This is a genomic window from Pseudacidovorax sp. NFM-22 (assembly GCF_021401245.1).
Lineage (GTDB): Bacteria > Pseudomonadota > Gammaproteobacteria > Burkholderiales > Burkholderiaceae_C > Xenophilus.
Window position 1 is genome coordinate 170,990 of the sequence record NZ_JACBFY010000007.1, and the last position, 11,965, is coordinate 182,954.

13 protein-coding genes are annotated in these 11,965 nt (G+C 69.7%); 5 read left to right on the forward strand and 8 right to left on the reverse strand.

The features are described from left to right. Positions 1-51: 51 nt before the first annotated feature. Positions 52-306: a hypothetical protein gene (locus L0984_RS23710; RefSeq protein ID WP_234196807.1), complete on the forward strand. Its 255-nt coding sequence runs from the start codon at positions 52-54 to the stop codon at positions 304-306. A gap of 234 nt (positions 307-540) precedes the next feature. Here the strand turns inward: L0984_RS23710 and L0984_RS23715 are convergent, their stop codons facing one another. The 5 genes from L0984_RS23715 to L0984_RS23735 all read right to left on the reverse strand — a co-directional run bounded on the left by L0984_RS23715 (position 541) and on the right by L0984_RS23735 (position 6,058). After that, positions 541-2,250, reverse strand: a complete 1,710-nt coding sequence (locus L0984_RS23715) for a CocE/NonD family hydrolase (protein ID WP_234196808.1) — start codon at positions 2,248-2,250, stop codon at positions 541-543. A 28-nt stretch (positions 2,251-2,278) separates the two neighbouring features. Beyond that, a complete protein-coding gene (locus tag L0984_RS23720) occupies positions 2,279-3,259 on the reverse strand; it encodes a tripartite tricarboxylate transporter substrate binding protein (protein ID WP_234196809.1) in 981 nt (326 codons plus the stop codon). A 45-nt stretch (positions 3,260-3,304) separates the two neighbouring features. After that, positions 3,305-4,276 carry a tripartite tricarboxylate transporter substrate binding protein gene (locus tag L0984_RS23725; protein WP_234196810.1) on the reverse strand — a complete coding sequence of 324 codons (972 nt, stop codon included), beginning with the start codon at positions 4,274-4,276 and terminating at the stop codon, positions 3,305-3,307. Between the two features lie 74 nt (positions 4,277-4,350). Then, positions 4,351-5,199: a polysaccharide deacetylase family protein gene (locus L0984_RS23730; RefSeq protein WP_234196811.1), complete on the reverse strand. Its 849-nt coding sequence runs from the start codon at positions 5,197-5,199 to the stop codon at positions 4,351-4,353. A 1-nt stretch (position 5,200) separates the two neighbouring features. After that, complete coding sequence (locus tag L0984_RS23735; protein WP_234196812.1) at positions 5,201-6,058, reverse strand: fumarylacetoacetate hydrolase family protein; 858 nt, start codon at positions 6,056-6,058, stop codon at positions 5,201-5,203. 58 nt (positions 6,059-6,116) lie between these two features. On the opposite strand from L0984_RS23735, the gene L0984_RS23740 reads away from it, so the two are divergent. Continuing rightward, complete coding sequence (locus L0984_RS23740) at positions 6,117-6,860, forward strand: FCD domain-containing protein (protein WP_234196813.1); 744 nt, start codon at positions 6,117-6,119, stop codon at positions 6,858-6,860. A 37-nt stretch (positions 6,861-6,897) separates the two neighbouring features. On the opposite strand, the gene L0984_RS23745 is transcribed toward L0984_RS23740, so the two are convergent. From L0984_RS23745 to L0984_RS23755, 3 genes are all read right to left on the reverse strand, one after another. Beyond that, positions 6,898-7,761, reverse strand: coding sequence for an IclR family transcriptional regulator (locus L0984_RS23745; RefSeq protein ID WP_234196814.1), 864 nt, complete (start codon positions 7,759-7,761; stop codon positions 6,898-6,900). Between the two features lie 92 nt (positions 7,762-7,853). Then, positions 7,854-9,071, reverse strand: a complete 1,218-nt coding sequence (locus L0984_RS23750; protein ID WP_234196815.1) for an ABC transporter substrate-binding protein — start codon at positions 9,069-9,071, stop codon at positions 7,854-7,856. Positions 9,072-9,121: 50 nt separating this feature from the next. Beyond that, positions 9,122-9,520, reverse strand: a complete 399-nt coding sequence (locus L0984_RS23755; RefSeq protein ID WP_017759469.1) for a cupin domain-containing protein — start codon at positions 9,518-9,520, stop codon at positions 9,122-9,124. A gap of 185 nt (positions 9,521-9,705) precedes the next feature. Between L0984_RS23755 and L0984_RS23760 the strand changes: the two genes are divergently transcribed. The 3 genes from L0984_RS23760 to L0984_RS23770 are packed head-to-tail and all read left to right on the forward strand — an operon-like array spanning position 9,706 to position 11,954. Then, positions 9,706-10,485, forward strand: coding sequence for an SDR family NAD(P)-dependent oxidoreductase (locus tag L0984_RS23760; protein WP_234196816.1), 780 nt, complete (start codon positions 9,706-9,708; stop codon positions 10,483-10,485). Positions 10,486-10,494: 9 nt separating this feature from the next. After that, on the forward strand, positions 10,495-11,262 hold the full coding sequence (locus tag L0984_RS23765; RefSeq protein WP_234196817.1) for an ABC transporter ATP-binding protein: 768 nt from the start codon (positions 10,495-10,497) through the stop codon (positions 11,260-11,262). Then, entirely contained in the window at positions 11,262-11,954 is a 693-nt protein-coding gene (locus L0984_RS23770) for an ABC transporter ATP-binding protein (protein WP_234196818.1), read from the forward strand. The genes L0984_RS23765 and L0984_RS23770 overlap by 1 nt, the downstream gene beginning before the upstream one ends. Positions 11,955-11,965: the final 11 nt, after the last annotated feature.

Genomic DNA, 11,965 nt, shown 5'->3' on the forward strand with positions numbered 1-11,965 from the left:
TTAAGTGCAGCATCCCGTTGCGCCGAACCCGGCGCGAGAGGAGACAGGCACATGAAGAAAGCAATGATCCTGGCCGCAGCGTTGTCGCTGTGTGTCGCCGCAGCCGCCAAGGGTGGCGGCGGAGGGCACAGCGGCGGCGGTAGCCTCCATTCGGGCAGCCATTCGGTGAGCGGCTACACCCGGCACGACGGAACCCACGTCGCGCCCAGCCATGCCACCAATCCGAACCAGACCAAGCTGGACAACTGGAGCACCAAAGGCAACGTCAATCCGTACACCGGCAAGGAAGGGACCCGCAAGCCATGAAGCGCCGAGTGCTGGGAGCAGTTTTGATGGCCACCCTCTTCGGGGGTCTGGGCGCCAACGCCGACGCACGGGGCCGACGTGGGGGTCACTCGTCCGGCAGCCGCCACGCGACCTACAGGGGCGGTGCAGGCGGGGGTGGGGGCGGCAGCGGGGGCTGCGGCTCCCGCGGCGGGCCCGGCTATCGCAAGCCGAACGGCCAATGCGCCAGCCACCGGGATTGACAGCCTCGCGGCCCTAGCGTCGCGCCGGAATCAGCGGCATCAGCAGTCGGCTGTCGTGGTCGCCACCCGTGAGGACCGTGGTCACGCCGCCGAACTCCTCCGCGGGCCGGTCCTCGGGATGGTCGTGGCGCATGCGACCGGGCGGGGTCACGATGAAGTCGTGGCCCTGCACCGTGAGCACCAGGCGCCAGCCCTTGGGAAAGACCAGGCAGGTCGGCCAGATCTCGACCTCCACCGGATAGGCCTCGCCGGGCACGAGCTTCTGCACCTCGTCATGGCTGTGCCAGGGCCGCCAGGGCAGGCTGCGCGCCGGGTCCAGCTTGCGGTGCGAGGCACGCAGCCAACCCATGGCCATGGGCACGCGTTCATGCGCGCCCACGTAGCTCACCTCCTGGCCCTCCGGATCGAAGACGCGCAGCACGACAAACAGGTCGGCATCGGTGGTGCTGGACGAGACCCACAGCCGCAGCACGGCCGGGCCGGTGAACTCGGTGTCCTGCGCGAAGGGCGCCGTCGAAAAGCTCAGGCCTTCGCCCATGGCCTCGAAGCTCGCCTGGGCGGCAGCGCGCGGCGGCGCGTCGCCCAGCGAGGCGTCGGCGGCGTCCAGGTGGAAGGGCGTCCAGGCGGTGCGCGCGAGCGGCCATTCCTGCTCCGTGCGCATTTCGGCCGTGCCATCGGCATGACGGATGGCGAGTTGCACCGGCGGCTCGCGGTCCCAGCCGTTGTCCTCGCCCGCCAGGAAGTGCTTGAAGAAGCGCTGCTGGATGGCCACGTAGTGCGGCAGGTAGAAGCTCTCGTAGTGCGTGCCGATGTGCGCGAAGAGCCACTTCTGCCGCGAGCCGGCACGCAGCCAGCCTTCGAAGTTGCCGCGCAGGTGCATGCCCGGGCCGCCCCAGTTGGCGGCCGACAGCAGCGGCACCTCGATGGCGGGCAGGTTGGCGGCGCGCGCCCGGTTCCAGGCGTCGTCCAGCGGATGCGACAGCCGGTCGTTGGGATGGTCGGCGCGGTTGCCTTGCAGCAGTTCGTCCGAGAGCGCCGGGCCGGTGGTGCGCTCGCCCGTGAGGCGGTCGCGGTGCGTGCTCTTGCCGCTGCCGTACTGGTTGGCCAGCACCTGGCGCGGCCACCACTCGAAGGTGAAGCTGTTGCTCAGGATGCCGCCGTGGTGGCCGCCGTCGCGGTAGAACTCGCTGGAGCCCTCCCACGGCACGATCGCCGCCAGGTGCGGGGGCCGCAGCGCCGCCACCTGCCACTGCTTGATGGCCAGGTACGACACGCCGATGAGCCCCACCTTGCCGTTGCTCCAGGGCTGCGTGCCGGCCCATTCGATCCAATCACAGAAGTCGCGGGTCTCCACCGGTCCGAAGGGATCGAGGTAGCCCTCGGAGCGGCCGGTGCCGCGCGAATCGACCTGGATCACGACGAAGCCTTCGGGCACCCAGCGTTCCGGGTCCACCACTTCCCAGCGCAGGTAGCGGCCGGTGCTGCCCTCGGCGTCCAGACCCGGGTAGATGCGCTTGAGCACCTGCCACTGCGGATTGAAGGCGTCCTCGAAATGCACGTCCTTGCCGTAGGCGCCCATGGCCATCACCACGGGGTAGCGGCCGGGCGCCTCGGGGCGGAACACATTGGCGCGCAGCGTCACGCCGTCGGACATGGTCACGGCCACGTCACGCATGAACACCAGGCCGTTCTCGACGGTGGTGCGGGTTTCCAGATTGGGCATGGCGCTCATCCTCCTCGGGCTCCTCTTCTCATTGCAGCGGCACATTGGCCTGTTTGACGATGCGGGCGAACTTGTCCATCTCCTGGCGGAAGAAGACGGCGAATTCCTGTGTGCTCAGCGTGGCGGGCGGGCTGTCCCAGCCGACCATCTTGTCCTTGACCTGCGGCACCTGCATGGCCCGCTGCACCTCGGCGGCCAGCTTCTGCACCACGGCATCGGGCGTCTTGCCAGGCGCGAACAGGCCGACCCAGCCACCGTTGTAGTCCATGCCCGTGAGGCCGCTCTCGGCCATGGCCGGCACATCCGGAAAGGCCGCGATGCGCCTGGCACTGGTGACGGCCAGCGGTCGCACCTGTCCGGCCTTCACCGCCATCGTGGCCGCAGCGGTGCTGAGGAAGCAGGCCGTCACCTCCTTGCTCATCACGGCATTGAGCGCCGGGGCCGCGCCCTTGTAGGGAACATGCAGCATGCGGGTGCCGGCCGTCTCGTTGAGCAGCTCGCCGGCCAGGTGCAGCGTGTTGCCGGTGCCGGGCGAGCCGTAGGTGATCTGCGCACCGGGCTGGCGTGCAGCCTCCAGGAACTGGCCGAAGTTCTTGTACGGCGAGTCGGGCGCCACCACCAGCGTCAGCGCGGGTGCGACGGTGAACAGCGTGACCGGCGCGAAGTCGGCCAGCGTGTCGTAGGGCAGGCTCTTGTAGATGCTCGGATTGATGGCCTGCGAGCCTGTGGTCACCAGCAGCGTGTAGCCGTCGGGCGCGGAACGCGCCACCGCTTCGGCCGCCACGATGCCGTTGGCGCCCAGGCGGTTGTCGACGATGACACCCTGGCCCAACTGCTGGCCGAGCTGGGTGCCGATGACGCGGGCCAGCAGGTCCGGACTGCCGCCGGCCGAAAAAGGCACCAGCAACTTGATCGCCCGGTTGGGATAGGCGCCCTGCGCGAAGGCGGACGCGAACGGGGCCGCAGCGAGCGCGCCCAGCGTGGCCAGGCAGTGCCGGCGATGGATCATGGTGTGTCTCCTCTCTTGTGAAGCTCGGAAGCGTGCGTCGAAGCGTCAGTTCGGCTGTGCGCCCGTTTCGCGTACCACGCGCGCCCACTTGTCCAGCTCGCGATCCAGGTAGCCGCGCACGGCCTCCAGGTTGCCGCCCATGGGCTCGAAGCCGGTGGCGGCCAGGCGGGCCAGGAACTCCGGGTCCCTCTGCAGGCGCGCCACTTCATCGTTGATCCGCTGCAGCACAGCCGGCGGCGTCTTGGCGGGCGCGAAGACGCCGACCCATGTCACGTCCTCGAAGCCCGGAAAGCCCGACTCCGCCACCGTCGGCACGTCCGGCAGCGCGGGCGAGCGCTGCGCGCCCGTCACCACCAGCCCGTGCACGCGGCCGGACTTGACCAGCTCCACCGCCGCCGGCAGCGCCACGCTGGCCAGCTGCGTCTGGCCGCTCATCGCGGCATTGAGTGCCGGGGCCGCGCCCTGGTAGGGCACGTGCGTCACCGGCACCTTGGCCAGCACCTTGAACAGGTACTCGGCCGTCAGGTGCGGCGTGGTGCCGGCACCGGCCGTGCCGTAGTTGTAGCTGCCCCCCTTGGCATCGGCCACCACCTCCTGCAGCGTGCGGGCCTTGAGGTTGGGCGCCGTGACGATCAGGTTGGGGCTGGCCGCCACCAGGGCCGCGAGCGTGAGGTCGGACCTGGCGTCGAAGCCCAGCTGCCGCTGCATCGACGGGTTGACGGCATAGGAGCTGGTGTTGATCAGCAGGGTGTAGCCATCGGGCTCCGCGCGTGCGACCAGGGCCGAGGCCACGCTGCCGCCGGCGCCGGGCTTGTTCTCCACCACCACGCTCTGGCCCAGGGGCTGGGCCAGCCGGTGCGCCAGCAGCCGGGCAATGATGTCCGCCGGGCCGGCCGGTGCGAAGGCGACCACGAAGCGCACGGGCCGGGTGGGCCATTTGTCCTGCGCCGCTGCCGCCAGCGGCAAGGCCGCGAGGGCGAGGGCGGGCAGCAGGCGCCGCCAGAGCTTGGATGCCATGTCTTTGTCTCCTGGGAAGGCCCGGCCGCTTCTGCGGCGGCTCGGACCGAGGGGCTGCACTGCAGCCCGGCGGCTCAGATCGACGCGAGCACGTGGCGCGCCATCTCCTCGCGGGTGCAGATCCACACGTCGCCGGCCTGCTTCACGCGGGCCATGATCTCGTCGTAGACCCAGGCGCCGGAGGGCCGGCCCATCACGTGGGTGTGGGCCGTCACGTCCAGCATCAGCGGCACGGGCTCGGCGCGCATGGCGGCGAAGGTGTCCTCGAAGGTGTCCAGCATGTGGCGCGGCCCCTGGCCGTAGCGGATGCAGGTGGGCAGGTCGTTCACGTCCATGGTGAGCGGGATGCCCACGATGCGCTTGCCGCCGAAGTCCATCACGTAAGGCCGGTCGTCGTCGTTGACGTCGCCATGGTGCAGGTAGCCCGCCTCGGCCAGCAGGCGCGAGCTGATGGGGCTGCCGGTGCCGCGCGGACTGATCCAGCCGATGGGCGCCACGCCGGCCGTGGCCGTCAGCAAGTCGTGGTTGCGCGTCAGGTTGGCGCGCTCGCCGGCCTCGTCGAAGTAGACCGGGATCACGTCCATGCCCCACGAGTGGTTGATGACCTCATGGCCGAGCTCTGCCAGCTTACGCACCGTGGCCGGATCGCGTTCGCAGATGACGCCGTTGACCATCACGCTGGTGCGCACCCCGTGCTTCTGCGCGATGCCCAGCAGCCGATGGATGCCACGCACCAGGCCGAAGCTGGCCCAGGAGTGGGCATTGGTGTCGAAGAAGCCCGGCTTGAGCACATTGCCCATGGGCCCGATGCCCGGCGCCTGGCCGTCCGACCAGGCCTCGTAGGCGATGTTGAAGATGACCGCGAGCCGGTGGCCGCCCGGCCAGCGGAAGTCGTCGGGCAGACGGGTGATGACGGGGTCCATCTCAGCCTTCCTCCTGCACCACGGGGTTGGCCAGCAGGCCCACGCCCTCGATCTCGATCTCGATGCGGTCGCCCGGCTGCATCCACACCGGCGGCGTGCGCGCATAGCCGACGCCCGAGGGCGTGCCCATGGCGATGACGTCGCCCGGCTCCAGCGTGAGCACTTCGCTCAGCAGCACCAGCGCGCGGGCCACGGTGACGATCATGTGGCCGGTGTCGTCGCTCTGCATCACGCGGCCGTTCAGGCGCGACTCGATCTTCAGGCCCGCCGCGCCGGGCGGCAGGTCGGCCGCCGGCACCAGCCAGGGGCCAAAGGCGCCGGTGCCGTCGAAGTTCTTGCCGATGGTCCACTGGGCGGTGCGGCGCTGGTAGTCGCGCAGCGTGCCGTCGTTGAAGCAGGCGTAGCCCGCCACGGCCGACAGGGCATCGGCCTCGGAGAGGTGCCGGGCGCGGCGGCCGATCACCACCGCGAGCTCGGCCTCGAAGTCCAGCTTGTCGGACACCCGGGGCCGCACCAGCGGCGCGCCATGGGCGATCAGCGAGCTGGCGCCGCGCATGAAGAAGCTGGGGTATTCGGGGGCCGCATTGCCGCCCTCGGCCGCGTGGGCGGCGTAGTTGAGGCCCAGGCAGATCACCTTGCCGGGACGGGCGACGGGCAGTTCCCAGCGCACGGCATCGGGCGCGAGCGGCGTGGCCTGCTCCAGCTGCCGGGCGCTCGGGCCGTGGGCCATCAGGTCGAGCCAGGCGCTGTCGTTCACCCCGGCCGGCACCTGGTCACCCAGGCCCCACAACTCGCCTCCGCGCTCCACGGCCCATTGGGTGGGGCGCCCTGGTGGCGTCACGCGCGCATATCTGGACATAATTTCGACAAACCCTTGTTGAGTGGTGTTTGACGATATTAATTATCAAGAGGATGTTTTGTCGATAAAAACGGAACCAGGGATTCTCCCAGGGCTGGCCGCCGTCGCCGATGCCTCGTCGCCCACCCTGGCACGCCAGACCTACGAGCGCCTGCGTGCCGATGTGCTGGCGGGCCACTGGCAGCCCGGGCGCAAGCTGCTGATGCACGAGCTGCGCGAGCGCTACCAAGTGGGCGCGAGTCCGCTGCGGGAGGCGCTCAACCGCCTGGCCAGCGAGGAATGGGTGGTGCACAACGACCAGCGTGGCTTTGCCGTGGCCCAGGCCACGCAGGCACAGCTGGAAGACCTGGTGAACACACGGGTGGCGGTGGAGTCGATGGCCATCGGCCAAGCCTTCGACCGCCGCGGTCCGGAATGGGAAGAGCCGCTGGTGCTGGCCTTCCATCGACTGTCGCGCACGCCGCGCTCGATTTCCGACGACGCCTATGCCGAGAACCCGGAATGGGAGCGCCAGCACCGCGCCTTCCATCGCGCGCTGCTGGCCGGCTGCGGCTCAGCGCTGCTGCTGGGCTTCTGCGAACAGCTCTACGACCAGGCCTACCGCTTCCGTCAGCTCGCGGCCCGCGTGGCCTACAAGCGGCGCAACGAGCAGGACGAGCACCGCGCCATCTTCGACGCCGTCATGCAGGGCGAACTGGAACAGGCGCGGGCGCTGCTGGCGGAGCACTACCGGCGCACGGCCAGCATCTTCGCGCACGAGCGCGACGGTGCCAGTGCCAGTGCGCCCGACGAGAAGGGTTGACCGGCCCGGCGCGCACCGCGGGCCGCGGGCTGCGAGGTCAGCCCTCGATGCGCCGCGGCCGCGAGGCGCGCGCAGGCGGAGCGTCGCGCTGCCCGGCGCGCAGCTTGTCCGTGAGGGCCTGCGCAGCCTGCTGCACCGCGCCGCGCAGACGCTCCAGTGCCGCCGCGCTGGCCGCCCGGCCCTTGGCCGGCACGATGGCGACCAGGCTGCCCAGCACCTTCTTCTCGGCGCTGAAGATGGGCGCGCCCACGCCGATCAGGCCCTTGTCGATCTCGCCGTGCGAGACGACCACGCCCTCCTTGCGCACGCGGCGCATGTTGGCGCGGAACTCGTCCCAGTTGTCGCCCAGACCTGCCGCCCGGATCTCGGCGGGGTGCCACAGCATCAGGTTGCGCAGCTGGTAGGGCGTGAGGTGGGCCAGGATGGCCTTGGCCGTGGCGCCCAGGAACATCGGCATCGGCTTGCCGCGCTCGTAGCTGGAGGTGTAGCTGGTGTCGGGCCACTCGGTGTCGGCGCACATCACCTTGTCGCCGTAGTAGGCGCAGAGCATGACGTTGACCTTCTGCTCGCGCGCCAGCGTGGCCATGACGTCCCGGGCCGCCAGCAGGATCGGGTCGCGCAGCCGCAGCAGCCGGTCGAGCTCGATGATGCGCGAGCCCACCACGTAGGCCCCGCCGTGCACCGGGCTGATCAGGCCCGCGGTGGAAAGCGACTTCAGGTAGCGATAGGCCGTGGCGCGCGAGCAGCCGATGCGCGCCACGATGTCCTCCTGGGTGATGGCGCTGTTGTCCTCGGTGAAGAGGTTCAGGATGCTGAGCATCTTGTCCAGGCTGCCATCGGGCGTGCCGCTGCCGCGGGCGCCGGCCGCGTCGGTGGACTCGTCAGGATCGCTGTGGGACATCGGGGGCGGGGCTCTCCAGGTGCGGCGGCAGTTTATCGCGCGGGTCTTCTTGGGCAGGCCCGCGCGGGGCCACCGCCGCAGTGTGGCGCTGCTTACTTCTTGACCAGCGGGCAGGCCGGGTCCGGCGCCTTGAAGGCCTGCTGCGCGGGGATGGTGCGCACCACCGTGTAGTAGTCCCACGGGCGCTTGGACTCGGACGGCTTCTTGATCTTGTAGAGGTACAGGTCGCGCATCACGCGGCCGTCCTCGCGGATGGTGCCGTCCTTGGTCATCAGGTCGTTGATCTTCATCTCGTGCATCTTCTTCATGACCGCGCCGGCCTCGTCGGTGCCGGCCGCCTGCACGGCCTTGAGGTAATGCAGCGTGGCCGCGTAGTTGCTCGCCTGCACGCCCGAGGGCATGCGGCCCGCGACCTTGTAGAAGCGTTCGGACCACTGCCGGCTCTCGGGGCTCTGGTCCCAGTAGAAGGCCTCCACCAGGTTGATGTCCTGGCCGATGGCCAGGCCCATGCTGTGCACGTCGTTGATGCCCATGTAGAGCGCCGCGATGCGCTGCTTGCCGGTGCCGATGCCGAACTCGCGCGCCTGCTTCATGGTGTTGATGGTGTCGGCGCTGCCGTTGGCCAGGCCGATCACCTGCGCCTTGCTGGCCTGCGCCTGCACCAGGTAGGACGAGAAGTCCGAGCTGCCGATGGGATGCCGGATGGCCCCGAGCACCTGGCCGCCCTGCGCCTTGACGACGGCGGAGGCGTCGCGCTCCAGCGCATGCCCGAAGGCGTAGTCGGACGTGATGAAGAACCAGCTCTTGCCGCCCTCGGCCATCACGCCCGAGGCCGCGCCGGAGGCATAGGCATAGGTGTCGTAGGTCCAGTGCACGCCGTTGGGCGAGCAGGCCTTGCCGGTGAGATCGGAGGTGCCGGGGCTGGTGAAGATGGCAACGCGGTTCATCTGCTTGGTCAGCTCCTGCACGCCCAGCGCGATCGCCGAATTGGGCACGTCCAGGATCATGTCCACGCCTTCCTGCTCGTACCACTTGCGGGCGATGGCCAGGCCGATGTCCACCTTGTTCTGGTGGTCGGCCGACACGAGCTGGATCGGCTTGCCCAGCACCTTGCCGCCGAAATCGTCGATGGCCATCTTCACGGCCTCGATGGACATCTTGCCGGACATGTCGGCAAACAGGCCCGACTGGTCGTTCAGCAGGCCGATCTTGACGACGTCGTTGGACACCGTCTGCGCATGGACGGCGCCGGCCAGGGCCAGGCTCATCAGGCCTGCGGCGGCGCAGGCGAGGGTGGGATGCTTCTTCATGGGTTGTCTCCTGTTGTCGGTATGGGATGCAAGGCGGGCGGTGGGCCGCGCTATTCCAGCTTCTGGCCGGCGAACTGGTCGATGAACACGTTGGGCTTGAGGAAGAAGGACAGCACCAGCGCGCCATGGGGCGAACGGGCCACATGGCGGTTGCCCCGCGGACGCCAGACATAGCCGCCGGCGCGGGCCTCGCCCTCGGCGTCCACGATCGATCCTTCGAGGATGTAGCTCTGCTCGATCTCCACATGCTCGTGCATGGGCAGCTCGGTGCCCGGCTGCCAGCGGAAGAGGGCCGTGAGCAGACCCGTCTCCTTGTCCTGCACGAGCACCTTGATGTCGATGCCGGGCACCTGTGTCGGCTTCCACGGCAGGGCCTCCACGTCGAGGTAATGGGAGGCCAGCGGGCCGAGCAGGTGGGCCCCGGCCTCGCCGGGTGTTTCTAGCGCCATGACGGATGTCTCCTTGGAGGGTGGGCCGGGTTTCCCCGGGCGTCGAAAGCTTGGATGGCCCAAAAATTCTTTCGTATAGTACAAATCGTGTCAAGTCTCATAAAACGAGACTTTTACTGATTTGGCAAGTGGCGCAACGCCCTGCGGACGGCGCCCACTGCCGCCATTCGAACGAGGAGACAAGCTTGAATACAGCCTTCCTGGCCGAGACCTTCGGCCTTGCCGGCCGCACCGCGCTCGTGACCGGTGCCGCGTCGGGCCTGGGCTTCGCCATTGCGCGCAGCCTCGGGGGCGCGGGCGCCCGCGTCGTCGTCAACGACCTGGCCGCCGATGCCTGCGCCGCCGCCGTCGCCCAGCTGCAGGCCGCCGGCATCGAGGCACGCGGCGCCGTCTTCAGCGTGACGGACAGCGAGGCCGTGCATGCCGAAGTCGCGCAGCTGCAGGCGACCGGCTGGGCGCCCGACATCCTGGTCAACAACGCCGGCAACCAGAACCGCAAGCCGCTGGTCGAGATGTCGCTCGACGAGTGGAAGCAGATCCAGGCGGTGCACGTGGAAGGCGCCTTCAACTGCTGCCATGCCGTGCTGCCCGGCATGGTGGCCGCCGGCCGCGGCACGGTGGTCAACATGTCGTCGGTGGCGGGCCAGGCCACCATGCCGGGCATCGCCGCCTACGCCACGGCCAAGGGCGCGCTGGCCGCCCTCACGCGGGCCATCGCCGTCGAATACGGCCCCCACGGCATCACCTGCAACGCGCTGGCCCCCGGCTTCGTCAAGACGCGCTTCACCTCGGCACTGCAGGCGCGAGAGGGCTTCCAGGCTTTCATCGAGCAGTCCGTGCCCGCCGGGCGCTGGGCCGAACCCGAGGACATCGCCCCGCTGGTCGTGGCCTTTGCCGGCCGCGCCGGTGCCTTCATCAACGGCCAGGTGGTGGCCATCGACGGCGGCATGCTCGCCCGCATGTGAGGAGACCGCATGGCTGAACGCATCGCCCTGGCCTGCGAGGGGCTCACCAAGCGCTTCGGCGGCTTCAAGGCCGTCGACAACGTGTCGCTGACCGTGCGCGAGGGCACCATCCACGCGCTGATCGGCCCCAACGGGGCCGGCAAGACCACCTGTTTCAACCTGCTGACCAAGGTGCTGCAGCCTGACGCCGGCCGCATCGCCTACTTCGGCCGCGACGTCACCCGGCTGCAGCAGGAGGCCGTGGCGCGGCTGGGGCTCGTGCGCTCCTTCCAGATCTCGGCCGTTTTCCTGGGCCTCACGGCCCTGCAGAACGTGCGCGTCGCGCTGCTGCAGCGCACCGGCCTGGGCCCGCGGTTCTGGCGGCCCGCCCGCGCCATGGCCCACCTGGACGGCGAGGCACTGCGGCTGCTGGGCGAGGTGGGCCTGGAGGCCGATGCCGGCACCCGCGCCGCGCAACTGCCCTACGGCCGCAAGCGCGCGCTGGAGATCGCCATGACGCTGGCGCTGGACCCGCGCATGCTGCTGCTCGACGAGCCCATGGCGGGACTGGGCCAGGAGGACGTCGCCCGCATCACCGCATTGATCCGGCGCGTGTCGGCCCAACGGACAGTGCTGATGGTGGAGCACAACCTGTCGGTGGTGTCCGAGCTGTGCCACGCGATCACCGTCCTGGCGCGCGGCAGCATCCTGGCCGAAGGCGACTACCGGCGCGTCTCGACCGACGAGCGCGTCATCACCGCGTACATGGGCGTCGAACCTACGCAGGAGACCGCGTGATGCTCCAGATCAGCAACCTGCACGCCTGGTACGGCGAGTCGCACATCCTGCAGGGCGTGAACCTCGAAGTGCGCCAGGGCGAACTGGTGACCATCCTCGGGCGCAACGGCGCCGGCAAGACGACCACGCTGCGCGCCCTGATGGGCATGATCGAGCGGCGCACCGGCTCCGTCGTGTTCGACGGCACCGAGACCATCGCGATGGCCGACCACCGCATCCCGCGCCTGGGGCTGGCCTACTGCCCGGAGGAACGGGCGGTGTTCCGCAGCCTGACGGTGACCGAGAACCTGATGCTGCCGCCGGTGCTTGCGCCGGGCGGCCTCGGCGTGGACGAGATCCATGCGCTCTTTCCCAACCTGAAGGAGCGGGCCGGCAGCACCGGCGGCAACCTGTCGGGCGGCGAGCAGCAGATGCTGGCCATCGGCCGCATCCTGCGCACCGGCGCGCGCATGCTGCTGCTGGACGAGCCCACCGAGGGCCTGGCGCCGGTGATCGTCAAGCAGATCGCCACCGCCATCCGCGCCCTCAAGCAGCGCGGCTTCACCATCGTGCTGGTGGAGCAGAACTTCCACTTCGCCTCGTCGGTGGCGGACCGCCTCTACATCATGGACCACGGTGTCGTGGTCGACCACCTGAGCGCCGCCGAAGCCGCGGCGCAGCCCGAGCGCATCCGGCGCCAGCTCGGCGTCTGACGCAGCAGCAG